The organism is Desulfobulbus elongatus DSM 2908, assembly GCF_000621145.1.
Classification (GTDB): domain Bacteria; phylum Desulfobacterota; class Desulfobulbia; order Desulfobulbales; family Desulfobulbaceae; genus Desulfobulbus; species Desulfobulbus elongatus.
In genome coordinates this window covers 55051-80031 of sequence record NZ_JHZB01000001.1, presented here as the reverse complement: position 1 = coordinate 80031, position 24981 = coordinate 55051, and the positions used below count along the sequence as shown (strand labels likewise).

27 protein-coding genes and 1 tRNA gene are annotated in these 24981 nt (G+C 60.3%); 17 read left to right on the top strand and 11 right to left on the bottom strand.

Annotated elements, in window-relative coordinates:
- The first annotated feature begins 7 nt into the window (after positions 1–7).
- The 11 genes from dapF to Q362_RS0100345 all read left to right on the top strand — a co-directional run bounded on the left by dapF (position 8) and on the right by Q362_RS0100345 (position 8751).
- Positions 8–844 (top strand): diaminopimelate epimerase, encoded by an 837-nt coding sequence (gene dapF / locus Q362_RS0100395; RefSeq protein ID WP_028317046.1) that lies wholly within the window; start codon positions 8–10, stop codon positions 842–844.
- 96 nt (positions 845–940) lie between these two features.
- Positions 941–1822, top strand: a complete 882-nt coding sequence (gene dapA / locus Q362_RS0100390) for a 4-hydroxy-tetrahydrodipicolinate synthase (RefSeq protein ID WP_028317045.1) — start codon at positions 941–943, stop codon at positions 1820–1822.
- 19 nt (positions 1823–1841) lie between these two features.
- Positions 1842–2654 (top strand): 4-hydroxy-tetrahydrodipicolinate reductase, encoded by an 813-nt coding sequence (gene dapB / locus Q362_RS0100385; RefSeq protein ID WP_028317044.1) that lies wholly within the window; start codon positions 1842–1844, stop codon positions 2652–2654.
- Positions 2655–2686: 32 nt separating this feature from the next.
- Positions 2687–3301: a 2-amino-4-hydroxy-6-hydroxymethyldihydropteridine diphosphokinase gene (gene folK / locus Q362_RS18460; protein ID WP_084312101.1), complete on the top strand. Its 615-nt coding sequence runs from the start codon at positions 2687–2689 to the stop codon at positions 3299–3301.
- Positions 3302–3374: 73 nt separating this feature from the next.
- Positions 3375–3653, top strand: a complete 279-nt coding sequence (locus tag Q362_RS0100375; RefSeq protein WP_028317043.1) for a YHS domain-containing protein — start codon at positions 3375–3377, stop codon at positions 3651–3653.
- A complete protein-coding gene (fsa, locus tag Q362_RS0100370; RefSeq protein ID WP_028317042.1) occupies positions 3650–4294 on the top strand; it encodes a fructose-6-phosphate aldolase in 645 nt (214 codons plus the stop codon). Before Q362_RS0100375 ends, fsa begins: the two co-directional genes overlap by 4 nt.
- 49 nt (positions 4295–4343) lie before the next feature.
- Positions 4344–5030, top strand: coding sequence for a lytic transglycosylase domain-containing protein (locus tag Q362_RS18455; RefSeq protein WP_245590120.1), 687 nt, complete (start codon positions 4344–4346; stop codon positions 5028–5030).
- Positions 5027–5602 carry a CDP-diacylglycerol--glycerol-3-phosphate 3-phosphatidyltransferase gene (pgsA, locus tag Q362_RS0100360; RefSeq protein WP_028317041.1) on the top strand — a complete coding sequence of 192 codons (576 nt, stop codon included), beginning with the start codon at positions 5027–5029 and terminating at the stop codon, positions 5600–5602. The genes Q362_RS18455 and pgsA overlap by 4 nt, the downstream gene beginning before the upstream one ends.
- Positions 5603–5828: 226 nt before the next feature.
- Entirely contained in the window at positions 5829–6479 is a 651-nt protein-coding gene (gene lepB / locus Q362_RS0100355; RefSeq protein WP_028317040.1) for a signal peptidase I, read from the top strand.
- A gap of 14 nt (positions 6480–6493) precedes the next feature.
- Positions 6494–7426 carry an aspartate carbamoyltransferase catalytic subunit gene (locus Q362_RS0100350; RefSeq protein ID WP_028317039.1) on the top strand — a complete coding sequence of 311 codons (933 nt, stop codon included), beginning with the start codon at positions 6494–6496 and terminating at the stop codon, positions 7424–7426.
- Between the two features lie 47 nt (positions 7427–7473).
- Complete coding sequence (locus Q362_RS0100345; protein WP_028317038.1) at positions 7474–8751, top strand: dihydroorotase; 1278 nt, start codon at positions 7474–7476, stop codon at positions 8749–8751.
- A 20-nt stretch (positions 8752–8771) separates the two neighbouring features.
- Here Q362_RS0100345 and queC read toward each other — a convergent pair whose 3' ends face one another.
- Positions 8772–9461: a 7-cyano-7-deazaguanine synthase QueC gene (gene queC, locus Q362_RS0100340; protein WP_028317037.1), complete on the bottom strand. Its 690-nt coding sequence runs from the start codon at positions 9459–9461 to the stop codon at positions 8772–8774.
- Positions 9458–10180, bottom strand: coding sequence for a DNA/RNA nuclease SfsA (gene sfsA / locus Q362_RS18450; RefSeq protein ID WP_035215105.1), 723 nt, complete (start codon positions 10178–10180; stop codon positions 9458–9460). The genes queC and sfsA overlap by 4 nt, the downstream gene beginning before the upstream one ends.
- A gap of 283 nt (positions 10181–10463) precedes the next feature.
- On the opposite strand from sfsA, the gene Q362_RS0100330 reads away from it, so the two are divergent.
- From Q362_RS0100330 to Q362_RS0100305, 6 genes are all read left to right on the top strand, one after another.
- Entirely contained in the window at positions 10464–11684 is a 1221-nt protein-coding gene (locus Q362_RS0100330; protein WP_028317036.1) for a type I glyceraldehyde-3-phosphate dehydrogenase, read from the top strand.
- Positions 11681–12139: a ribosomal protein S18-alanine N-acetyltransferase gene (gene rimI, locus Q362_RS0100325; protein WP_028317035.1), complete on the top strand. Its 459-nt coding sequence runs from the start codon at positions 11681–11683 to the stop codon at positions 12137–12139. Before Q362_RS0100330 ends, rimI begins: the two co-directional genes overlap by 4 nt.
- Entirely contained in the window at positions 12136–13311 is a 1176-nt protein-coding gene (locus tag Q362_RS0100320) for a phosphoglycerate kinase (RefSeq protein ID WP_028317034.1), read from the top strand. Before rimI ends, Q362_RS0100320 begins: the two co-directional genes overlap by 4 nt.
- A gap of 63 nt (positions 13312–13374) precedes the next feature.
- Positions 13375–14130 carry a triose-phosphate isomerase gene (gene tpiA, locus Q362_RS0100315; RefSeq protein ID WP_028317033.1) on the top strand — a complete coding sequence of 252 codons (756 nt, stop codon included), beginning with the start codon at positions 13375–13377 and terminating at the stop codon, positions 14128–14130.
- Positions 14127–14501, top strand: a complete 375-nt coding sequence (gene secG / locus Q362_RS0100310) for a preprotein translocase subunit SecG (RefSeq protein ID WP_028317032.1) — start codon at positions 14127–14129, stop codon at positions 14499–14501. Before tpiA ends, secG begins: the two co-directional genes overlap by 4 nt.
- A gap of 10 nt (positions 14502–14511) precedes the next feature.
- A tRNA-Leu gene (locus Q362_RS0100305) sits at positions 14512–14597 on the top strand.
- A gap of 420 nt (positions 14598–15017) precedes the next feature.
- On the opposite strand, the gene Q362_RS0100300 is transcribed toward Q362_RS0100305, so the two are convergent.
- The 9 genes from Q362_RS0100300 to Q362_RS18445 all read right to left on the bottom strand — a co-directional run bounded on the left by Q362_RS0100300 (position 15018) and on the right by Q362_RS18445 (position 24967).
- Entirely contained in the window at positions 15018–15578 is a 561-nt protein-coding gene (locus Q362_RS0100300; RefSeq protein ID WP_028317031.1) for a sugar transferase, read from the bottom strand.
- Entirely contained in the window at positions 15575–16525 is a 951-nt protein-coding gene (locus Q362_RS0100295) for an NAD-dependent epimerase/dehydratase family protein (protein WP_028317030.1), read from the bottom strand. Before Q362_RS0100295 ends, Q362_RS0100300 begins: the two co-directional genes overlap by 4 nt.
- Positions 16516–17649 carry a glycosyltransferase gene (locus Q362_RS0100290; RefSeq protein WP_028317029.1) on the bottom strand — a complete coding sequence of 378 codons (1134 nt, stop codon included), beginning with the start codon at positions 17647–17649 and terminating at the stop codon, positions 16516–16518. The genes Q362_RS0100295 and Q362_RS0100290 overlap by 10 nt, the downstream gene beginning before the upstream one ends.
- On the bottom strand, positions 17646–18893 hold the full coding sequence (locus Q362_RS0100285; protein ID WP_084312097.1) for an oligosaccharide flippase family protein: 1248 nt from the start codon (positions 18891–18893) through the stop codon (positions 17646–17648). The genes Q362_RS0100290 and Q362_RS0100285 overlap by 4 nt, the downstream gene beginning before the upstream one ends.
- A gap of 15 nt (positions 18894–18908) precedes the next feature.
- On the bottom strand, positions 18909–20060 hold the full coding sequence (locus tag Q362_RS0100280) for a glycosyltransferase family 4 protein (RefSeq protein WP_035215154.1): 1152 nt from the start codon (positions 20058–20060) through the stop codon (positions 18909–18911).
- A complete protein-coding gene (locus Q362_RS0100275) occupies positions 20053–20964 on the bottom strand; it encodes a GDP-mannose 4,6-dehydratase (protein ID WP_028317026.1) in 912 nt (303 codons plus the stop codon). Before Q362_RS0100275 ends, Q362_RS0100280 begins: the two co-directional genes overlap by 8 nt.
- Positions 20942–21976 (bottom strand): GDP-mannose 4,6-dehydratase, encoded by a 1035-nt coding sequence (gene gmd, locus Q362_RS0100270; RefSeq protein ID WP_028317025.1) that lies wholly within the window; start codon positions 21974–21976, stop codon positions 20942–20944. The genes Q362_RS0100275 and gmd overlap by 23 nt, the downstream gene beginning before the upstream one ends.
- Before the next feature lie 301 nt (positions 21977–22277).
- Entirely contained in the window at positions 22278–24356 is a 2079-nt protein-coding gene (locus Q362_RS23315) for a hypothetical protein (RefSeq protein WP_157469765.1), read from the bottom strand.
- Positions 24353–24967, bottom strand: coding sequence for a class I SAM-dependent methyltransferase (locus Q362_RS18445; RefSeq protein ID WP_028317023.1), 615 nt, complete (start codon positions 24965–24967; stop codon positions 24353–24355). Before Q362_RS18445 ends, Q362_RS23315 begins: the two co-directional genes overlap by 4 nt.
- Positions 24968–24981 lie beyond the last annotated feature (14 nt).

Here is a 24981-nt window from a genome sequence, read left to right as displayed (position 1 = left end):
CTGCGCGATGAACAATATCCCTTTGCCGATTGCTTTCTGGAAGATGAGCGGGGCCGGTAACGATTTCATCATCATCGACCATCGCAAGCCCCTGATTCCCCAGGAGCGGATGGCCGAGTTCGCCCGCCTGGTCTGCCGGCGGAAGTTTTCGGTGGGCGCGGACGGATTGTTTCTGATCGAGCGCTCGGAGCGGGTGGATTTCAAGTGGCGTTTTTTCAACGCCGACGGTTCCGAGGCCGAGATGTGCGGCAACGGGGCGCGGTGCGTGGCCCGCTTTGCCTACATGCAGGGGATCGCGGCGGCGAGGATGCGGTTTGAGACCCTGGCCGGCCTGGTCGACGCCACCGTGGCCGACACCCAGGCGACCATCCGCATGACGCCGCCCCATTCGTTCCGCTTCGACCGGCAGTTGGAGGTGGCGGGGCAGATGTGCATGGTGCACAGCGTGGACACCGGCGTGCCCCATGCGGTCATTTTTGTCGACGACATCGACACGGTCGACGTGGTCGGCCTGGGCCGGCAGGTCAGGCACCATCCCGCCTTTGCGCCGGCGGGCACCAACGTCAATTTCGTCGGCCGCGCCGCGGACGGCTTCCGCATCCGGACCTACGAGCGCGGCGTCGAGGACGAAACCATGGCCTGCGGCACCGGCGTGGTCGCGGGGGCCCTGATTGCCGCCGCCAAGGGCCGTGCCGATTCGCCGGTGGCGATGATCACCTCGGGAGGCGTCGCCCTGACGGTCCATTTCCCCGGAAAGCAGGGGGAAGGCATGGATCAGGTGCTGCTCAGAGGGCCGGCCCATCTCATCTACAAGGGCGAACTCACCGCCGAGGCGCTTGCGTGAGCGACGGCCAGGGCCGGGTGACTGCAAGGGGCGTCTCCGGGCACCGCGCGGCCTGTCCGGATGCGCGCCGGGACCCAGTTACGAAAGGAGGACACGATGAAACGATTTGAGGGCGCCATCACCGCATTGGTCACACCCATGCGCGACGGGGCGATCGACGAACAGGGCCTGATCGATCTGATCGAATTCCAGATCGCCGCTGGCATTCACGGGATCGTGCCCTGCGGCACCACCGGCGAGTCCGCCACCCTGAGCTTTGCCGAGCACAAGCGGGTGATCGAGTTGACCGTCAAAACCGTCAACGGCCGGGTACCGGTCATTGCCGGCACGGGCGCCAACAGCACCCTGGAAGCCATCGAGCTGACCGAGTCGGCCAAGGCCAGCGGCGCCGACGCGGTGCTGTCGGTCGTTCCCTACTACAACAAGCCGAGCCAGGAGGGCCTGTTCCAGCATTTCAAGACCATCCTGGCGGCCGTCAACATCCCGACGATCCTCTACAACGTGCCGGGCCGCACGGTCACCAACATGCTACCCGCCACCGTGGCCCGGCTGGCCGTCCTGCCCAATGTGATCGGCATCAAGGAGGCCAGCGGCAACCTCAGCCAGATCAGCGAAATCATACAGCTGTGTCCGAAGGAATTCATCGTCCTGTCCGGCGACGATTTCACCGCCATGCCGACGGCGATGATCGGCGGCCGGGGCGTGATCTCGGTGGTGTCCAACCTGGAGCCGGGCAAGACCGCCGCCATGATCGAAGCGGCCCTCGCAAACGATGTGGCCAGGGCCAAGGCGCTCCACTACGAACTGTTCTCCCTGATGGGAGCCATGTTCTGCTACCCGAGCCCGGCTCCGGCCAAGAAGGGCCTGGCCCTCATGGGGCGGATCGGATCGGATGAGGTCCGTCTGCCCATGACCCGGATGGATGCGGCCAGTCTGGAGCGGTTGCGGAAGGACATGGCGGCCCTGGGCTTGCTGTAAGCGGTATCGTGGAGGAAGCATGACCAGAGTGATCGTTGCCGGCGCATCCGGCCGCATGGGACAGCGGATCATCCACATGGTGCAGGCCCATCCGGGATTGCAATTGAGCGGCGCCTTCGAGCGGCCGGGCAGCCCGGCCATCGGCAAGGATGCGGGCGCGATCAGCGGATTGGGTGAAACCGGGGTGGTGGTCACCGAAGGCCTGGCCTCGGTGATCGACCGGGCCGATGTGCTCATCGACTTCACCTTCCACGAGGCGACCATCGACTTCGCCAGGCAGGCGGCCGCCCATGGCACAGCCATGGTCGTCGGTACCACGGGGCTGAACGCCGAAGAACTGGCGACTTTGCAGGCACTGGCCGAGGCGCATTTCCCCTGCGTCCAGTCGCCGAACATGGCCGTGGGGGTCAATGTCCTCTTCAAGCTGGTGGAAAAGGCGGCGGCTGTTCTGGGCGACGCCTATGACGTCGAGATCGTCGAAGCGCATCACCGCATGAAGAAAGACGCCCCCTCGGGCACGGCCCTCAAGCTCGGGCAGCTGGCCGCCGCCGCCCTCGGCCGCGATCTGGCGGAGGTCGGCGTCATGGAGCGCAACGGCATCATCGGCGAGCGGACCGACCGGGAAATCGGCATCCAGACCATCCGGGGCGGCGATATCGTCGGCGAGCATACCGTCTACTTCGCCGGGGCGGGCGAGCGGCTGGAGATCACCCACCGGGCGACCAACCGGGACAATTTCGCCCGGGGCGCGGCCCTGGCCGCCGCCTGGGTGACCGGCAAGCCGAACGGGCTCCACACCATGTTCGATGTGCTGGACCTGAACGCCTTCTAGGATGACGCCCGTCCCCCATACCGCCGGATGACGTGAACCCCAGCGCCGCCAAGGCCGCCGGAGCCGGTCATGAGGTCGCCATTGGCCTGGGGTCCAACCTGGGGCCGTCGCTTGCCCTCCTGGCAACGGTCTGGCGGGAGTTGCGAGAGTGCCCTGCGCTGACGCCCTTGGCGCTGTCCGCTCCCTATCGCAGCCAGCCGCTCGACATGGCAAGCGACAACTGGTTCGTCAATGCGGCGGCGCTGGTGCGAACGCCGTTGGCGCCGGACGCCCTCCTGCGCCTCCTGCAGACGCTGGAAACCCGCCATGGCCGGGATCGCGGCGCCGGCACCGGCGGCTACCGGGACCGCACCCTCGATCTCGATCTACTGCTGTACGACGATCTGGTGCTCACGACCGAAGACCTGATCATTCCCCACCCGCGCTTGGCCCGGCGGCTGTTTGTGCTCGCCCCGCTGGCGGAAATAGCCGCTGACCGCCGCCATCCCGGTCTCGGCAGGACGATCGGCGCCCTGCTGGCCGAGTTGCAACAAACCGATCACGGTCAATCGGTCGAACGGATTTCCTGGCCGGAACGACTGGCAGCGTGCGCTCCGGCAGGCCGCGGCAAAAAGAAAACCGCCGGGACAAATCAGTTAGACTTTTGATCTGCCCTGGCTATAATGACCTCATGCTGAACAGGGAAAACAACTCGCGCGCCCTCAAGCCGCGCCGGTCCGCATGATCCCGTTGCGCCTGCTGATTCTGGCCCTGCTGCTCTATGTCGCTTGGCGTGTGCTTCGCGGACGGTGGTGGCGGAAAAAACGGCCCGAGCCCGAAGCTGTCCCGGACGACGATGCCATGCCGCAGGATGTGCTGGTCGAGGATCCGGTCTGCCATGTCCTGATTCCGAAACATCAGGCCCTGCGTCTGCGCAGGGGGGAAAAGACCTATTATTTTTGCAGCGAGCAGTGCTGCGATCAATTTGCCGGCAAGCCGGAACACGAAGGAGAAGCATGAAATTTTTTATCGATACCGCCAATATAGAAGAAATCAAAAAAGGGCTGGCGCTCGGCATGGTCGACGGCGTGACCACCAACCCCTCGCTGGTCGCCAAGGAGCCCCGTCCCTTTGTCGAGATCCTGAAGGAGATCTGTTCCCTGGTCGAGGGACCGGTCAGCGCCGAGGTGGTCAGCCTCGATGCGGACGGCATGGTGGCCGAAGCCCGGGAGCTGGTCAAAATCGCCGATAACATCGTCATCAAGATTCCGATGATCGAAGAGGGGCTGAAGGCGGTGAAGCGGTTGACCGCCGAAGGCATCAAAACCAATGTGACCCTGATCTTCTCCGCTGCCCAGGTTCTGTTGGCGGCCAAGGCCGGCGCAACTTATGTCAGCCCCTTTGTCGGCCGCCTCGACGACATTTCGGTAAACGGACTCGACCTGATTGCCGATATAATGACAATACTGCGGAATTACGGCTTTGCCACCGAGGTGATCGTGGCCTCGGTCCGTCATCCGATGCATGTGGTCGAGGCGGCGCTGCTCGGCGCCGACATCGCCACCATCCCGTACAAGGTGATCGCCCAGCTCGCCAAGCATCCGCTGACCGACACCGGCATGCGGCAATTCCTTGCCGACTGGGAAAAACGTCAAAAATAGCGACAGGATCTCTATGATTGCCCGCCTCCTGCCAGGACTTCTTCTTGTGATGCTGTCGCTGCCCGGTGCGGCCGGCGCGGCCATGTACGCCTATGTCGATGCCCGGGGAATCTGCCATTACACCAATGTTCCCGGTGACGGACGCTACAAGTTGAGCGATCGGGCGCCCCGCCGGCTTGATTCTCCGGAAGACCGCCTCATCAGGACCATTGCCCGGCGCTCGAGCAGCGGCCTGTCCCGCATGGGCATGGAGGGAGTCGGCGGTTATAACAGGTACTACAGGTTCCGGACCGCACCCCAGACCCTGGACCGCTACATCAAGCTGGCGGCCGCCAACCATCAGGTCGACCCGTTGCTGATCAAGGCGGTCATCAAGGCCGAATCCAATTTCGATCCCAGTGCGATTTCCCCCAAAGGCGCCCAGGGTCTGATGCAGCTGATGCCGGGAACGGCCAGGGACCTAGCGGTCAACAATCCGTTCGATCCTCTCCAGAATATCAACGGCGGCACCAGGTATCTCCGCTATCTTCTTGATAATTTCAACGGAGACGTGGAATTGAGCCTGGCGGCGTACAATGCCGGACCCGGCAACGTCGCCCCTTACGGAGTTGTTCCCAATATCCCGGAAACGCAGAATTATGTGACCAAGGTCATGGAGACCTATCGTTCCTATCGCAGCAGCAGGCCAGCGCTCTCCTCGAATATCAAAGTCAGGCAACTGGTAACCGTCAATTGAACCGCCGTGTAAAAATTCTCAATCTGCCCAACCTCATCACAGGCAGCCGGTTCATCCTTTCCGGCTGCCTGATGTTGCTTTTGCTCCAGGAACAAACCGAGCGGATCGCCCTGATTGCCTGGCTCGTTTTTTCCATTGCCGCCGGCTCCGACTGGGTCGATGGTTACTTTGCGCGTAAATACAAGGAAATAACCGTATTGGGCAAGCTGATGGATCCCCTGGCCGACAAGGTGCTGGTGGCCACGGCCCTGATCATGCTGATTCCCATCGACAGGATGCCCGCCTGGGTGGCCCTCATCATTCTCTGCCGGGAACTCGTGGTGACCGGGTTGCGGGGGGTCGCCTCTTCCTCGGGCATCGTCGTCGACGCCAGCAACATGGGGAAATGGAAGTCCACCATCCAGTACATCGGCCTGGGTACCCTGATTTTCCCCACCGGCGTCTTGCCGATCCCCTTCCTGCACCAGATCGGCCTGGCCATCGTCTATGTGGCCCTGGTGCTCACAGTCTGGTCGGGCATCGACTATTTCTACAAGCTCCGCAGGATTTTTCTCGAAGACGAGCGTTCCTGAACATGTGCGGGACAGGCGACGCGGTACCTTCACCCCGCTGTGCCTCGCCCATCGGCGGACCCGACGCGATCCTTCTCGCCAGACAGCAGCGGAAAACACCCCCTGCCCGTAGCGCAAACCCGGCCGTTGCGGTCTGTTCCCGGCAAAAGCTGCTTGAATTTTGCCGTGCCATCGGGTAGCCTTGGCTCAATTTTTTTAACCTTGCCCTCTACTTACAGGCACGTCCGTGACAGATACTCCCCAGCAGCCCCACAAGTCCGCCATTCGGGAAAACATTGAGGCGATCCTGATCGCCGTTCTCCTGGCGCTGTTCATCCGCACCTTCATCATCCAGGCATTCAAGATCCCCTCCGGTTCGATGCTGCCCACCCTGCAGATCGGCGACCATCTCCTGGTGAACAAGTTCATCTACGGCATCAAGGTGCCCTTCACCGGCGCCACCCTGGTGCCGATCGCTCAACCGAAACCCAACGATATCGTGGTGTTCGAGTTCCCGAAGAACCCGGAACTCGACTACATCAAACGGGTGATCGCGGTGGCCGGCGACATCGTCGAGATCCGGGACAAACAGGTTTTCATCAACGGCAAGCCCTTCGACGATCGTCACGGGGTCTTCAGCGATCCGACCATCCATCCGGCTGCGCTCGATCCGCGCGACAATTTCGGTCCGGTGACCGTGCCGGCGGACAAGATCTTCACCATGGGCGACAACCGCGATAATTCCTTTGACGGCCGTTTCTGGGGTTTTGTCGACCTCAAGGCGATTCGGGGCAAGGCCTGGGTCATTTACTGGTCCTGGGACGTGCAGGCCCCCCTGTTCTCATTGGAGCGGCTTCGGTCGATCCGTTGGAGCCGGATTGGCGATACCGTTCACTGACCTTTGGAGGCAGTATGGCAACGGGCACCACCTTTGCGCACCGCCACATCCTGGGCATGGAACAGCTGTCCCGCGAGGATATCGTTCACATCCTCGCCACCGCCGACTCGTTCAAGGAGATTTCGACCCGGTCGATCAAGAAGGTGCCGACCCTGCGGGGCCACACCATCATCAACCTCTTCTTTGAACCGTCCACCCGCACCCGTCTCTCCTTCGAGGTGGCGGCCAAGCGGATGAGCGCCGATACCTTCAACATCAGCCCCTCCACCAGCAGCACCACCAAGGGCGAGACCCTGGCCGACACCGCCCGCAACATTTCGGCCATGCACCCGGACATCATCATCATCCGCCACTCCTGCTCCGGAGCGCCCCTGTTCCTGACCCGCTACGTCCAGGCGGCGGTGATCAACGCCGGCGACGGCGCCCACGAACACCCGTCCCAGGGGCTGCTGGACCTGATGACGGTCAAGGAGCATCGGGCGACACTGAGCGGACTCAAAATCGCCATCGTCGGCGACATCGCCCATAGCCGGGTGGCCCGCTCCGACATCATCGGCTTCACCCGCATGGGCTCGGAGGTCTATATCTACGGCCCGGCCACCTTGATTCCCAAGGGCATTAACCAGTTGGGCGCCACGTTGTGCGCCTCCCTGGAGGACGCAGTGCGCGACGCCGACGTGGTCATGACCCTGCGCATCCAGCGCGAGCGGCAGAACGACCCGCTGCTGCCCTCCCTGCGCGAGTATTCCCGCCAGTTCGGCATCTCCCGGCACATTTTGTCTCTGGCCCGGCCCGATGCCCTGGTCATGCATCCCGGTCCGGTCAACCGGGGCGTGGAGTTGCCCCCCGAGGTGGCCGACGGCCCGCAATCGGTCATTCTCGACCAGGTGACCAACGGGGTGGCGGTGCGCATGGCCCTGCTCTATCTGGTGATGGGGAACTCCTGATGGCTGCCGCATCGCCCCTGCCCCCCCTTTGCCGAGGCCTGTCGCCCATGAACGTTTCCTGGCATATCAGAGGCGGCCGGATCATCGACCCGGCCAACGGTATCGACCGGACCGCCGACCTGCTGGTGCTTGACGGCCGCATCGCCGGACCGGCGCAGCCCGTGCCGCCGGGCGTGGCGGAGATCGACGCCCAGGGGCTGTGGGTGGTGCCGGGGCTGACCGACATGCATGTGCATCTGCGCGAGCCGGGCGAGGAGTACAAGGAGGACATCCTTTCGGGGACGAGGGCGGCGGCGGCCGGCGGATTCACCGGCGTGGCCTGCATGCCCAACACCAGACCGGTCAACGACAGCGCCACGGTGACGGCCATGATCGTGGCCCGCGCGGCCGCGGCATCGGCCCGGGTTTATCCGGTGGGGGCGATCAGCCTGGGCAGCGAGGGCACGCACCTGGCCGAATTCGGCGAGATGCGGGACGCCGGCATCGTGGCGGTGAGCGATGACGGCCGACCGGTGCGCGACAGCCAGTTGATGCGCCGCGCCCTGGAATATGCCTCGGATTTCGGCCTGCCGATCATTTCCCACAGCGAAGAGGCCGCCCTCAGCACCGGGGTGATGCACGAGGGCCCGGTGGCGACCCGTCTCGGCCTTAAAGGCATCCCCGCCGCGGCCGAAGCGATCATGGTCTACCGGGAAATCGCCCTGGCCGAACTCACCGGCGCCCGCGTGCACATCGCCCATGTCAGCACCGCCATGGCCGTCGATCTCATCCGCACGGCCAAGAGCCGGGGCGTGCCGGTGACCGCCGAGAGCGCGCCCCACTATTTCACCCTCATTGACGAGGCGGTGAGCGGCTACGACACCGCCACCAAGATGAACCCGCCGCTGCGCTCCGCCGCCGACCGGGAGGCGATCCGGCAGGCCCTGGCCGACGGCACGCTTGACGCCGTCGCCACCGACCATGCCCCCCATTCCATCCTGGAAAAGGAGGTGGAGTTCGATCTGGCCGCCAACGGCATCATCGGCCTGGAAACAGCCCTGCCGCTCACCCTGGCCCTGGTGCGCGATCATGTCATCGACGAACGGCGGCTGGTGGAACTGCTGGCAGTCAATCCGGCGGCCATCCTCGGGCTTGCCGCCGGCACCCTGAGTCCCGGCGCGGCGGCGGACATCACCCTGATCGACCCGGAACGCCGGTTTGTCTATACCGCCGACCAGATCGTCTCCAAGAGCCGCAATACTCCCTTTCTCGACTGGACCCTGCAGGGCAGGGCCGTTCTCACCATGGTCGGCGGCGCCATCCGCCACACCCTGCTCGCCGCCTGACGGTCACCCCTCCCCGTTTGCTACCGGATGACGTAGGGGGCCGGGTCGGTCAGTCCGGCCTCGCGGAATCCCTGCAACCGCAGCCGGCAGGCATCGCACCGGCCGCAGGCCCGGTCGCCCTCCGGATCGTAGCAACTGTGGGTCAGGCCGTAGTCCACCCCCAACTCCGTCCCCTTGAGGATGATCTCCTTCTTGCTCAGGTGGATGAGCGGCGCGTGCAGGCGGAACGGCATGCCGGTGGTGCCGGCCCTGGTGCCCAGATTGGCCATCCGGGCGAAAGCGTCGAGGAATTCGGGACGGCAGTCCGGGTAGCCGCTGTAGTCGATGGCGTTGATGCCCAGGAAGATGTCGGCCGCTCCCAGGACCTCGGCCCAGGAAAGGGCATGGGCCAGGAAGATGATGTTGCGGCCCGGAACATAGGTGACCGGGATGGTTTGTTCCATTTCGGCGAAGGGCCGGTCCTTGGGCACCTCGATGGCGTCGGTCAGGGCCGAACCGCCGATGGCGTCGAGGTCGACCCGCAGCACCAAGTGCCGGACCGCGCCGAAGTGTTGGGCAATGGTTTGGGCCCGGTCCAACTCGATGGCCTGGCGCTGGCCGTACCGGAAGCTGAGGCAGTTGCAGGCGAATCCCTGGGAACGGGCAATGGCCAGGACCGTGGTCGAATCGAGGCCGCCGCTGAGCAGGACCACCGCTTGCTGTTCGTTCATACGCAATCCCTCGAATATTCTGACAGGCAAAAGGGTATTTTTTCGCGCACCGTGATGGCCTGCGGGCAGACCTCCGCCCGGTAGGCGAGAAAGCGGACGCCCCGGCCGGCCGCCCAGGCTACGGTTTCGGCGCACACCGGATCGATGCGGGCCGCCGGTGCGAACCGGTCGGCATCGTGCCGCTGGACGCAAAAGATCACCGCCGCGCCGTATCCGGCCGCTGCCAGCCGCACCAGTTCGTGCAGGTGCTTGGTGCCGCGGGCAGTGACCGCATCGGGAAACAGGGCCACCCCGTTTTCGGCCAGGGAACAGTTCTTCACTTCCAGATAGACCGTGCCGCCGCTCTCGGTTTCGAGGCGGAAATCCAGCCGGCTACCGGCGGAGACCGTTACTTCCGGGACGATCGAGCTCAGCGGGCCGAAATCGCCGATCACGCCGTTTTCCAGGGCCTCCCGGATGAGATAATTGGTCCGGCCGGTGTGGACGCCGATCCATACCCCCTGTTCCCGGACCATCTCCAGGGTCCACGGGTACTTGCGGCGAAGATTGTCCGATTTGCTGATCAGCACCGGGCTGCCCGGCGTCGAGCAGCCGCGCATGGAGCCCGAGTTGGGGCAGTGCACGGTCAGGGATTGCCCATCGGCCAAGCGGACGTCGGCGAGAAACCGTTTGTACCGGCGCAGCAGGATGCCGGTCTGGCAGTCGGTCGGCAGGAGCATGGCGATTTCAGTCCCGGAAAAACACGGCCGACCGGGGCGCGAGGCTGGTATTTCTTGCGCAAATCATGTATTTTTTCAGACGAAAATGTGTTATCGAGAAACAATCGGCAGGGGTGCGGTGGACGTGGGCGAAAGCCGCCGGGCAGCGCCTCGGCCTTTTCTTTTTTCGATGCATGGGGAAAGCGGCACGCTTGCCAACCTGACGGATCGGAGCCGCAAGGTCGTATCTTTCCGGCATATAACAAGTTCTCACCCATAATCCAACTGCAAAGGAGCATCCCTTATGAAACTCGGGCTCAATGGTCTTGGACGAATCGGCAAGCTGACCTTGTGGAACCAGGTCTCCCGGCAGTATTTCTCGGAAATCGTCGTCAACCTCGGCCGGAATGTCGGCGGAGGACTTGAGGACATCGCCGCGGCCATCGAAAAGGACTCCACCTATGGGCGACTCAGCATGTATCTCCATGGCTTCAAGGGCGGCCGGGTGATCGAAAACCTCGACGAGGAAAAGGGCTCGATGACCATCAACGGCGTGCCGGTGACCTTCCTGCGCAAGGCGCGCAATCCCAAGGACATCGAATGGAAGGCCAATCAGGTGCGGCTGGTGGTCGATTCCACCGGCGCCTTCAAGGACCCCACCGCCGATCCCAACGAGGGCAGGGGCTCGGCGCGCGGCCACCTCCTGGCCGGCGCGGAAAAGGTCATGGTTTCGGCTCCGTTCAAGATCCAGGCCAAGGGACTGGAGATGCCCGAGGACGCGATAACCACGGTCATGGGCATCAACGATGACGATTACGATCCGGCCCGGCACAACATCATCTCCGCCGCCTCCTGCACCACCACCTGCCTGTCCTACATGATCAAGCCGCTGCTTGACCACTTCGGTGCCAGCCGGATGCTGTCCGCCTCCATGGTCACGGTGCACGCGGCCACCGGCTCCCAGGAGGTGCTGGATCGCCTGCCCGCCGCCGGTGCCTCGGATCTGCGCAAGAACCGGTCGATCCTCAACAATATCATCCTGACCACCACTGGCGCGGCCAAGGCCCTGGGCCTGGTCATCCCGGAGATGAAGTCCATCGGCTTCATCGCCGAATCGGTGCGCATCCCGACCTCGACCGGCTCGCTCATCGTCCTGGTCCTCAACCTCCAGGATGAGCTCGACAACCCGATCAAGCGCGGCCTGCTCAACTCGATCTACGAGGAGTACGCCAAGACCAGCCCCTATCTGGTCTTTTCCAAGGAGCAGAACGTGTCGTCCGACATCATCGGCATGCCCAGGGCGGCGGTGGTGATCGAGTCCACCGAAATCCACACCCGCACGGCCACCATCCGGGTCAATCTGCAGAACCTGAAGAACTTCAAAGGCGAAACGGGCGACACCCCGCCTATCCTCGAGGTGCCGCTAACCCAGGCCGTGATTTACGGCTGGTACGACAACGAACTGGGCAGCTACACCAACATGCTCGCCGAGCTGACCGTTTCGGTGGCCGAACGGATGGTGTGATCGTCCGGCCGCTGCTCCCTGCGGATCTGCCCCAGGTCGAAGAGATCGAACGGCGGGCCATGCCCGCGCCCTGGAGTGCGGCGCAGGTGCGGGCGGAGATCGAGGCGGCCAATGGCTTCGCCCTGGTGGCGATATGCGGCGGCACGCTGGGCGGATACGCCTTTTTCCGGACCTGCCTGCCGGAGTGCGAACTCCTGCACCTGGTTGTCGCCCCTGAATGGCGGCGCCGGCGGGTGGCGACAGCCCTGCTGGATCAGGCCCTGGCCGGATTGGCCGCACAGGGGTGCACCACCTGTTTTCTTGAGGTCCGGGCGTCGAACGAGGCGGCCCGGCAGTTGTATACCCGGGCCGGTTTCGTGCAAACGGGCAGGCGCAAACACTATTACAGTCAGCCGGTCGAAGACGCCCTGCTCCTGACCAGGGACATGCAGCCGGCGCGGGAGGAACACGAATGAAGACATTGCGGGATATGGACCTGGCGGGCAAGAGAGTGCTGGTGCGGGTCGATTTTAATGTGCCCATGAACGAGGCCGGCGAGATCACCGACGATCTGCGCATCCGCACCGTCCTGCCGACGCTGCGGTATCTGCTGGAGCACAAGGCGCGGGTGATCGTCTGCACCCACATGGGCCGGCCGAAGGGCCAGCGGGTGGAGAAATACTCGCTGGCGCCGGTGGCGGCGCACCTGTCCCGCCTCCTGGGGCAGGCGGTGCCGCTGGCAGCCGACTGCATCGGTCCGGCGGCGGTGGAAGCGGCCGGGGCGCTCAACGACGGCGAGATCCTCATGCTGGAGAACCTGCGCTTCCATCCCCAGGAGGAGAAGAACGATCCCGAATTCTCCCGCCAGTTGGCCGCGCTGGCCGATGTCTACGTCAACGACGCTTTTGCCGCCTCCCACCGCGCCCACGCCTCGGTGGTCGGGGTCACCGAGCACGTCAAGGAAAAGGCGGCCGGTTTTCTCCTTCAGCAGGAGATGGAGTACTTTCACCGTTCCATCGACAATCCGCAGCGGCCGCTGGTGGCCATTGTCGGCGGCGCCAAGGTCTCGGGCAAGCTCGAAGCCCTGCGCAACATGCTGGAACGGGTCGACAAGATGATCATCGGCGGCGCCATGGCCAACACCTTCCTCAAGAGCCAGGGCTATGGCGTGGGCACCTCCAAGGTCGAGGACGACCTGCTCGACACCGCGGCCGAACTGCTCAACCGCGCCAGAGAGCGCGGCATAAAAATCTATCTGCCGGTGGATGTGATCGCCGCCGACCGCTTTGCCCCGGATGCGGTCTGCAAGCAGGTGACCATCCAGGATATCCCGGACAACTGGATGGCGTTGGACATCGGCCCGGCCTCGGTCATCTGCTTCAACGAGGTTCTGGCCGACGCCAGGACCATCGTCTGGAACGGCCCCATGGGCGCCTTCGAGATGGCCCCCTTTGCCCGCGGCACCATGGCCCTGGCCCATACCGTGGCCGCCTCGCACGCCTTGAGCGTCACCGGCGGCGGCGACTCCAACGCCGCCATCACCCTGTCCGGCGAGGCCGCCAATATTTCCTACATGTCCACGGGCGGCGGCGCCTTCCTCGAACTGATGGAAGGCAAGGTGCTGCCAGGTATCAAGGCCCTGGAATAAGGCCGAATACCCCGAGGCCCGCCCGGATGTCCCCCGCGATTACCTTTTGAACAGGAGGTTGCCATGAACAGACGCCCTCTGATCGCCGGCAATTGGAAGATGCACCTGACCCTCGCCGAGGCCGTGCGGCTTGCGCGCGCCGTGGCCGAAACCTGCGGCGCCTGCCCGGACCGCGACGTCATGGTGGCCCCGGCCTTCACCGCCTTGGCCCCAGTCTGCGAAGCGGTCAGGGGCACGCCCCTGCTGGTCGCCGCGCAAAATGTCGCCTGGGAAAAGGAAGGCGCCTTTACCGGTGAGATTTCCCCGGCCATGCTGACGGATATCGGCGTCGGTCTGACCATCGTCGGCCATTCCGAGCGGCGGCAGATTTTCGGCGAGAGCGACGCCATGATCAACCGCCGGCTGCTTGGCGCCCTGGCCGGCGACATCGATCCCGTGCTGTGCGTGGGCGAAACCCTGGAAGAACGGGAGGCCGGCCGTACTTTTGCCGTGCTGGAAGAGCAGTTGCGGCAGGGATTGCACGGGGTGTCCAGCGAGCAGATGCAACGGGTCGTGCTTGCCTACGAACCGGTCTGGGCCATCGGCACCGGCAAGACCGCAACCAAGGAGCAGGCCCAGGAGGTTCATGGTGTCGTGCGGCGGTTCCTTGCGGGGAAATACGAGAAAAACGTTGCCGAGGCCACACGAATACTGTATGGTGGCTCGGTTAAGCCTGAGAATATTGACAGCCTGATGGCGCAACCGGATATTGACGGGGCGCTTGTCGGCGGCGCGGCTTTGCAAGCCGAATCATTTGACCGGATCGTCCGTTTTCGATGACAACCTTACTGATCGTTATCCATACCATTGTCTGCCTGTTTCTGATCTGCATCGTCCTGTTGCAGCACGGCAAGGGAGCGGACATTGGCGCGACCTTCGGCGGATCGAGCCAGTCGCTGTTCGGGACCGAGGGTCCCATGCCGCTGCTGAATAAAATCACCACTCTTGCCGCGATCGTCTTCATGGGGACGTCGGTCACCCTGGCCTATCTTTCCGCCCACAAAAGCTCGGGTTCGGTCATGAAGGATCTGAAGGTGCAGGAAGAGCAGGTGCCGGCACAGCAGGCGCCGCTCACCGTGCCACTGCCAGCCGGCCCGCCGGCGACGAGTGAAGCGCCGGCAGAAGCAGGGAGGCAGCCGGCAAAGAAATAACGAACATATCGCCGAAGTGGTGGAATTGGTAGACACACTATCTTGAGGGGGTAGCGGCCCACGGTCGTGCGAGTTCGAGTCTCGCCTTCGGCACCAAATTAAAGTCCAGCACAGTCCGCTGGCATCCATTGACCCCGTGAATTCCTAGAGTTCGCGGGGTTTCTTGTTTTTGTTTGTCCAGCGTTGTCCTTTTTGATCCATTAACAGCCGGGTATAAAACCGGGTACGGACAAGCGGCAATCGAACACCCGGTTGAGAAGTACCCGATTTTTGAGATAACGCCCCATGTTGACGGCATTAGAAGTCGAAACGCCGATGCCGGGATAAAACCCTACAAACTCGCCGACGGCAAGGGGGCTCTTTCTGCATGTAGCCACCAGCGGCAGAAAAACCAGGCGGTACTGTTATGAATCGCCACCGGATACGGGTCCATTGTGCTGGGAGAATACCCGGTCATGACTCTGGAAGCGGCCAGGAGCGAGCAGGCCTCCATGCGCGAGTTGGTAAGGGCTGGAATCAGTGGGCAACCCCGTCGCGGCGGCAGACCCGCACCAGGGTCAGCCAGAGGATGGCGAGGTCGAACCGGAAAGATCGCCGGTGCAGGTATTCCACGTCCAGCTTGACCTTTTCCGGGATGGGGAGTTCGTCGCGGCCGTTGATCTGGGCCCAGCCGGTCACGCCGGGGATGAGCGCATGCACCCCGCGCGCGGTGCGCAGGGCGATGAGATCGTCCTGGTTGAACAGTGCCGGCCGCGGCCCGACGAAACTCATGTCGCCCGCCAGCACGCTCCAGAGCTGCGGCAGTTCGTCCAGGCTGGTGGTGCGGAGAAAGGGGCCGATCGGCGTCAGGTAGCGCACCGGCTCATCGAGGAGATGGGTAGCGACCGCCGGGGTATCCACGCGCATACTGCGAAACTTGGGCATGCTGAACAGGACGTTGTTTCGCCCCACCCGGTCCGACCAGTAGAGGACCGGGCCGGGGGAGGTCAGCCGCACCAGCAGGGCGATCACCAGCATGGGGACAGCCAGGACAACGAGGGCGATCACTGCCAGAATCAAATCAAAACAGCGCTTCAGCACCCGAACATCTCCCGCAGGCCCTCGTGCAGGGCAACCTTCGCCTGCCAGCCCAATTCCCGCGCGATCCGCGCCGAAGAATACCAGGACGAACCAAGCAGCCGGGCCATTGCCTCGCTGTCGAGCGGCACACGCCGCCGGCACAGCATTTCGAGGCCGTCGCCGCAGCGGGCCGCGCCGCGCAAGACGGCTTCGGGGACGCTCCAGCGGCAGGGCGGCAGTCCCAGGGCATCGCGCAGGGCATCGTACAACTGCCGACCGGACGGCGCCTCCGGCCCCGTCACGATATAGGTCCGGCCATTGGCCCGGTCGTCTTCAGCCACCTGAAGCATGGCGGCGATCACGTCGCCGACATGGACCAGCGAACGGCGATTGCCGGTCTCGGGCAAAGGCGGGAACCAGCCCCGGCGCACCAGCCGCCCCATGCGTTCGAGATTGCCGCGGCCGCCTGGACCGTAGACCATGGCCAAGCGCAGGTTGACCACATGCATGCCGTAGCGTTTGCCGGCCTCCAGCACCGCCTCCTCCGCCGCCCGCTTGGATTGTCCATAGGCGGTTTCCGGTTCTCCCGGGAAACCTTCGTCAACGCACACATCCCCTGGTTCGGCCATGGCCTTGACGCTGGATAAAAAAACAAACCGCCGTACTCCGGCCTGTCCGGCCGCTTCGGCCAGGTTGCGCGTGCCCTCGAAATTGACCCGCCAATGCCGCTCGGCATCGCTGTGCGACAAAGCGGCAAAGGCATGGGCATGGCCAGCGCAGTGGAAAACCGTTGCCACGCCCTGGCAGGCCGCACGCAACGCGGCCCGATCATCCAGCGGCGCGGCGCTGGTCTTTCTTCCCGGAATCGGCCGCCTGCTCAAGGCCACGCACGACACGGCACGTTGCTCCAGTTCCCGCAGCAGCCGGCCGCCGATGAATCCGCTCGCTCCGGAAATCAATTGCACCCAGCCACCTCGCGGAAGAGATCGGCATAGGCCCGCCCCAGGGCCGGCCCGGAAAACAGCTGTTCGTAGCGTGCCCGCGCGCCGCGGCCCAGGGATTCGGCAAGGGCGGCATCGCGCAGCAGCGCATTCATCGCCTCGGCCAGCGCGGCCGGGTGTTCCGGCGGAACAACGTAGCCGGATTCCTCGTGCGCATTCACGAACGAAGTCCCTGTGCCGATCTCGCACGAAATCAGCGGCCGGCCGAAAATGGCAGCCTCGACCAGCACCATGCCGTAGGCTTCTGACCGCAGGTGCGACGGCAACACCATCGCCTGGCAGCGCTTAATCAAGGCGACCTTCTCCGCATCCGTGACCTGCCCGGCAAAAAGCACATTGTCTGCGGCCTTGTCTCTGGCGAAAGAGCGCAGCTTTTCCCCTTCCGGTCCCGATCCGGCAATGACGACGAGCGCCCTGACCTGCCGAGCGGCCTCGATCAGGGTATGCAATCCCTTGTAATAACGAAGAACGCCGATAAAAAGAAAGAACGGCTCATCCGCTGCCAGGCCCAGACGGGAAAAGATAGTTGCATCCCCTTCCGCCGGGTAGGATTCCTCCACGATCCCGAGCGGAACGATCCGCACCTTGTCCCGGATGGCAGGATCGGAAAGCACGGGACTGGTCTGCGCATAGGCCGGGCAGTTGGCGACGATGACGCGCATGGCACGCAGCGTTTGCCACATCAACGGTGCATAGACCCGCCCCAGCCAGCGCTGCCGAACCACATCGGAGACATAGGTCAGCACCGCCGGCGTCTTGCGGCCGGCCAGGAGGCGCAGGACATCGGCAAACGGCCAGGGATGGAAAAAATGGAGGAGGTCGGCTTGGGCAGCCAAGTGGCGGAAAGTGGTCAGGGCATCGGGGCCACCCAAGTCGCATGATGCCGGGGCTGCCCAGGACCGGGAACGCACGATTCGCCCTTCCGGGCGCTCGATCACCGGTGGGTTCGGATACGGGGAAAGCGTGTAGATCGTATTCGCGATCCCTTGCGCCTTCGTCGCCAGGCAGACCTGCCGGATGGCCTCCTGCATGCCGCCCGGCGGGTCCGGAAAATAGGTTCGGTAGACGTGCAACGCGGAGGGATTCATACCGCACTGCCACTCCGCCGCATCAGGGAGATATTCTTCCAGGCCTGAAACAGCGCCGCGGCCAAGCCGATACTCACCACCACCTCCGTGATCACGGACATCCATACCGCTGCCCAGACGCCGTAGAGAGGCATCAACAACAGGTTGCCGCCAACATTGAACACAGCCGCTGCGGTGGCTGTCCATACATACCGACGGTCAAGCCCCAAGGCAAAGACCCCCTGCCCCAGTACTCCGTTGGCCAAGGCAAACACCAGCATGAAACAGAGCACCTTGAACAAGGTGCCGGAAAACGCAAAGCGTTCACCGAAAAACAGCGGGAAAAATGCATCCGCCGTGGGCAGGGCCACCGCGAAAATCAGCAGGCCGATCCCCCCGGCCAGCAGGGTGAGGCGAGCGATGCCCATCACGGTTGCCCGAACCGGAGCTTCCGTATCCAGCCGAAAACGGCGGAACAACATGAGCCCCACCGGTGAAGCCAGCAGCAAGAAGGCCTCAACCAGACGAAATGCCACGCCATAGGCGCCGACATCGGCATTCGGCACCTCCATCAACTCGCATAGGAGCATATCTGACCGAAAATAGACCACCGTGGCCAGATCGAGCCAGATCAAGGGCACTGCAACCGCATAAACGCTTTTCGGAATCCGGAAGTCGGGCCTGCCCCATCCCTTGTGCATGATCAGCACTAAAAACAGGAAAGCGCCCAGGAATTGGGCGGCCAGCACTTCCCATGGAGCATCGGCCCCAGCCCACAGGGCAAGCGCCATGGTTGCGGCTGTTATCGCGCGACTGCTCACCTGCCAGGCGGCATCGCGCACCAGACGGCCTTGACCACGCAGAATGGCGAGCGAAAACTGTCCGAGCACAATCACCCCAAAAGCACCCACCGTGGCCAGCAAGGTCGGACGGTGCAAGGAGAGCGGATTGACCATCGCCAGAAACGCCAGCAGCACGATGGCCATGCAGGCATGGCCGTACGCAAATCCGTGCAGTTCTTCGCTGTATTGCTCCAGTTTCGAAGATGCGCGGGCGGTCTCGCGGAGCAGAAGTTTGCCGAAACCGCCGTCGACAAGAATCATCAACAGGCTGCCGAGAGAAATCGCCTGGGCATAGACGCCAAAGGTTTCCGGGCCGAAACGCCGGGCAATGAACACGCTGAGGACAAACGACACCCCGCCGACAAAGCCGATTGCCAGCCACTGCGCGCCAAGAAGGCGCCTGAGCATACCATGTTCTTCCATTCAATCGCCCGATGGTCACGTGGCAAGAACACGCCGGTAGACGCCGACCGTCTCGGCGGCCGTCCTTTCCCAGGAAAATCCGGCAGCCCGCTGTATACCCCTGCCCGAAAGTTCCGCAGCAACGACACGGTCCTCGAGAATCCGGTGCAACGATGCCGACATGGCCTCGACATCGAGAGGATCGACAAGTATGCCGGCATCGCCGACCACTTCCGGCAGGGAACTCGTCGAGGAAGAAATGACCGGTACGCCGCAGGCCATCGCTTCCAACACCGGCAAACCGAATCCTTCATACAGCGAAGGAAAAACAAAGGCTGCCGCCCCGCTGTAAATCAACGGCATGGCGACATCATGCACATACCCCAGGGGTTTGACCACTCCGCGTTCCACCAGCGGTTTCATGCGCGCCTCCAAGCCACTGGTCAGCCAGCCGCGCATCCCGACCAGCACGAGCGGGAAATGGCGTTGGAGTTCCGGTGGCAGCAGCGAATAGGCATCGATGAGCCTCGAAATATTTTTTCTCGGCTCCAGGGTGCTCACCGACAGAACATAGTTGCCGAAAGTCAGTTCCTGTTCTGCAAAAAAGTCTCGGCACTCCTTGGGCTGCCGAGGATAAAAGTCGGGAGAAACTCCCAGCAGCACGGGGAAGATTTTCTCCGGCGGCACACCGAACAACTCGATGATTTCGTTTTTGACGAATTCAGAATCAGTCAGAATCGCCGAAGCCCCATCGAGGGATCGTTGCAGATACCGGCTGATGGCAGCGAGACGCTCAGAGGGATGGGTTTCCGGATGACGAACCCAGGAAGCATCGTGGACGGTCACCACCGAAGGTCCTGGGAACTTGAAGGCGAAGTAATTCGGCTCGTGGTAGAGTTCGACCGGATGATGCCGCAGACCGGCTGTAAATCGCATCTGCATGAGGAATCGAAAGACGACATACGGTTGCGGCACAAACCGCATGATATAGTCCTTGATCGCCGAGAAATGGGGCACAGCCTCGCTGCGGAGCGTCCTGCGCCAGTAGTTTGCGTAAAAGAAATGGGGCTCAACTTCGTCGCTCTCCAGGAGTTGCCGCCCAAGATGATATATATACTGGCCGATGCCCGTGCGCGGTGACAGCAAGGCCGTCGCATTGATGCCGATTCGAAGTGGCGCGTCAGACATGCGCATACATCCAGCGCAGGGTTTCCCGGAGCGGAATCGCCGGGAACTCGCCGATCGTCCGCCGCAGCTTGCCGTCGTTTCCCAGCAGGCGTTTCACCTCGTTGGCGCGAACAAAAGCCGGATTCACCCGGACCTCTATCTCATAACCGGCGATTTCCGCCATGGTCGCCAACAATTGCTTCAGCGAATACACCTGCCCGGAGCAGACATTGAACACTTCGCCGGCCGGTGCCTGCCGTAGCAAGGCGGTATACACGTCGGCCACGGTGCGGACATCCGAAAAATCGCGTTCGACATCGATGTTGCCGAGTTCGATCACCCTGGCCTGCCGCTGAAAGTGGGAGACGATCTTCGGTAGGAGAAAGTGCGACGCCTGGCCGACACCAGTGTAATTGAAAGGCCGGACAATCACGATGGGCAGCCGGTCCATCCACAGGCGCGCCATGTACTCCATGGCCAGTTTGCTCACCGCGTAGTCGTTGGCGGGCGCGGGCCACACCGACTCGTCGATCAATTCAACTGAGGTATTGCCGTAGATATTGGCGCTGCTGGCCAACAGGACGCCGGCAGGCGGTTTCGGCAAGCCGGCAAGGGCCTCCAGCAGGTTGCGCGTTCCGACGATATTGACCCGGTATATGGCCTCGGCGTCGCCGTGGGCCACAAAAGAGATCGCCGCCAGATGCGCCACCACATCCGGTTGCACGGACTCGACTGCCGCACGCATCTGTTCGCGGTCGCATAAATCCGCCTTGAGCATCGTCCTCTCCGCCGGAGGCGGATCGCAAGCAATGCCGTAGACTTCGTAGCCGGCGCTTTCGAGAGCAAGGGCCAGATACTGGCCGGTAAAGCCCTGGATGCCGGTAATCAGTGCGCGTGGCATATCAGAATAAAAACCCGCGCTCATTGCGCCGTAAATCCGCCTCGACCATCATGGCGCAGAGTTCTTCCAGGGTCGTTTTGGGGACCCAGCCCAGCCGTTCCCTGGCTTTTGTCGGATCGCCGATCAGCAGGTCAACTTCCGCGGGCCGATAGAACTTCGGATTCACCCGAACCACCGTCCGGTCCGTCGCAGTATCGATGCCGACTTCTTCCTCGCCCTGCCCCTTGAAGGCCACCTCGATACCCACCGCCCTGAAGGCCATGGTCACGAAATCCCGGACCGTTTCCGTCCGGCCTGTGGCGAGCACATAGGTGTCCGGTTCGGATGCCTGGAGCATCCGCCACATCCCTTCGACGTATTCCTTGGCAAAGCCCCAGTCGCGCTTGGCATTCATGTTGCCAAGCTCCAGGACATCCAGTTTGCCGAGTTTGATCTTGGCCACGGCATCGGTGATTTTGCGGGTGACGAACTCCAAGCCCCGCAACGGTGATTCGTGGTTGAACAGGATACCGCTGCTGGCAAAAATATTGTAACTTTCCCTATAGTTGACCGTGATCCAATGCGCATAGAGCTTGGCCACACCATACGGACTGCGTGGATGAAAGGGGGTTGTCTCTTTTTGGGGAATCGCCGCCACCTTGCCGAACATCTCCGAAGTGCTGGCCTGATAAAAACGGATTTTGGGATTGACAATGCGAATGGCCTCCAGCAGGCGGAGGGCACCGATACCGGTGATATCTCCCGTGGTGATGGGCTGGTCGAACGACACGCTGACAAAACTCTGCGCCGCCAGATTATAGACCTCGCCCGCCCCAGTTTTCTGCAACATGCGGATGCAGGACGAAAGATCGGTCAAGTCGAATTCGATCAAGTGAAAATCAGGATGACAGTGCACGTCAAGTTCTTCGACACGCCAGAAATTGGTCGAACTAGTCCGGCGAAATGTGCCGTAAACTTCATAATTTTTATCCAGCAACAATTCGGCAAGATACGCGCCATCCTGTCCGGTAATACCCGTAATAACAGCCTTCTTCATACATCACCCCTTTCGATTCAGCAAAACTGCATTTCACATATATAGCCCGCTATCGCGGTTACCTTCCAGATATAGCATCAGGCTGGCCACGCTCAAGGATTTCTCGGTTCAAAACATTCTACTGTTTGTGTCCATCAGAGCCCCTCCTTCTAATTGAAGTTGGGGTAAACTGTTATTGCAGTACGAGCAAATAAGCTGCGACGGCTTATTTCAAACCACTGTTATTTATCCATTATAACAGCAGTTATTTTGAATAAAACAATCATCCGTAGCATGGTTATCCTTACGATTAACACAATAACTATTTCGACTCACTCCGTACCATGGAAAGTTTATGCACTGACAGGTCTCCCTTGCCCGAAAAATATGTACGAAATTCCAAATCATTCATCTTCTCGGACAGATCAACCTTAATACCGATCTCGGTTATTCGACCGTTCGTATTGTGCAAATTGCCTCGCATAACTATTGTTATCGTCTCATTCTTTTTAGAAACGATATCCCACCAATTTAATTCTGCATTAGTTGAATAACTTAAGTTTATCGTATATCTTCCTGGAGAAACTTCAACATATGGACCGAACGTCAGAAAACCTTCATTTGCCTCACCATCGCGGGCAAAGCGATAACCATCCTTGACAATTCCGACTTGGCTCGGCAATTTATCGCCATTTCGATAAAAAACATTTATTTTTGCATCTTTGGGTACATCGGCAAATTGAACGTAATATTCACCCTGCCTATCTTTGAAGACAGCCTCTCCGGTTTTTTCGATTTCCCCGATGCACTCCTCGAATTGATCCAAATCTTTGGAACCTAGACGGGTTCTGCTAAGAATGACAATGAGATCGCCAGGTTGAACTGAACGACCATACATTTGCACGCAGTCTGGGAAACTCCAGCCAACTTGCCACCAGGTACGCTCCGTAAACGAAGCGACAATACTGGCAAAATCAACGTCGATGGGCGCATCTGCTGCTTGAACTGGCCAGAAAAATTTTGGCAAGCGTCCTTGCGCTTTATGCTCAATAATGTCATGAGCCGCGAAGACACTACTGTTTCCGTCAAATTTCCATGGAATCGCGACCGTTGTAAATCCCACAAGACAGGCAGCTATAGCCGAAGTCCTTTGTCTCTTAGCGCTGAGCATAAAACTACTGAAGCCGATCAACCCAACGAAAGCAGCTAACACAACCATCGGAATCGAAATCCAAGTCTGAATTCCAGCACCGTTGTCCATGTGAAGCCGAATTGCTACTGAACAAAGAAACAATACCACAAGAATAGTGGCCACTCTCATGCCCAGGTGGCCGTTTCTAAATATCAAGACACCTAATGTCATGTAGGTTACCGGGAAAAAGAAAGTTGCGTAAAGCCCATCTCTGGACGCCAAAAACCAAAGTCCTTCAAGCTTAATCGTCGCAAGCAACGCATAAAATGCAGGATAAGTGCAAATCCAGAACAGAGTATAACGATCCAAAGAGGGTTTTTTGATACAAAGCCACACAAACGATAATACGGCTGCGATTAATGTCGCCATGTGAATGACAAGCCAGTAACCTTGATGAAATAACTTACCAACAGGAAGAACATACGACGAAGTTCTTTCTGAGAAGAAAATTTTTATTTGCGGGAGAAAAAACAAAAAAGATCCACCACTTTCATATACAAACAGGAGCCCCCATGCTACAAGACAAACAGCAGCACCAAGCAAGCCGTATATCAATATATATAAACAAGTAAACAAATTTCTATTTTTTTTTCTTTCAATAGAAAAAAACAAATAATAAGCAAAAAATACCGGCAAAAAAACCACGGATAATAAATGAACAAAAACCATACAGGTCGCAAAGAATCCTGAAATCATAATAAATATATTAGGATTTTCTGAAAAAATAGCTTTAGTCAACAGAACAAATGTTATAAATTGGTATATTAATACGCCATTATCAACATAATCTGACCCGACCGTTCTTATAAAAAATAGATCTGTTGCCAACATAGCCGAAATTACAAAGGCCACACCACGCGAAGTATGCACCCTAACTACATAGAAAAGAGAAAAGACCGCGATAGGATAAAATACGAAAAGATTTAGCACGTAACGTGCTGCTTGTGCATCGAATAGCGAATACACCAGATGACCTAGCGCTGTGTAAGGGATACGCGTGCCATAGTATGTCTGTCCTTCAGAAGGAGAAAATGTATTCCAGTAATCTAGAAAATGATGAAAATATCCGTAGTAAAACCAAACATCGATGTCGTTTTTATTTATAAGCCAACAAGAATTTATAGTTGCAAGGATAAACGGCAAAAGCAGAAGCGCAACTTTCTCCCAGTGCGCCTCAATACTCCTGGCTACACCCTTGCGCCAAATCATCTCTTCACCTCAATTGTCATGATCAAGTATTTTGCCCGACCGTTCTTGGGATGAGACCGCACAATGGATGAAGAAACGACATCTAATCCGGAGCTCCGAACCAACCCCTCGTACTCATCTTGCTTCCTGCAAAAACGCCCCCTGTCAAGATGAGCAAAAAAGTTTGACACCAGTTCACCAGGCAGATAAACAATATCCTGAGTCACAATTTTGTGCAAACCAGACGCTATCTTCAGCATCGAAAAGAGGCTTGTCACCTCCCCATCAGTTAGGTGATGCAGGAGACCAGCGAGAACGACACGAGTAGGCTTAATCTCCTCAATATCATTCCGATCTATCAATTTCGTTCTAAACACCACATTACCCATAGCTCCAAACCGGTTTTTAGCGTACGAAACCGCAATATTATCGATATCAAACCCCCAATATTGCCTAAACTTACTCAGATAATTGAGCGCGTCCCCAGTGCCACATCCCACATCTAGAACGACATCCTGCTCCGCCGCATCCAGCGTTCTATAAAGACTTGATTGATCGATCCCGCCAATAACGAGAGGTCGTATCTTGTTATAAATAAACGGGCTTCCTAAAATAAGATTGTATATATTCACAATAAAAATTCAGA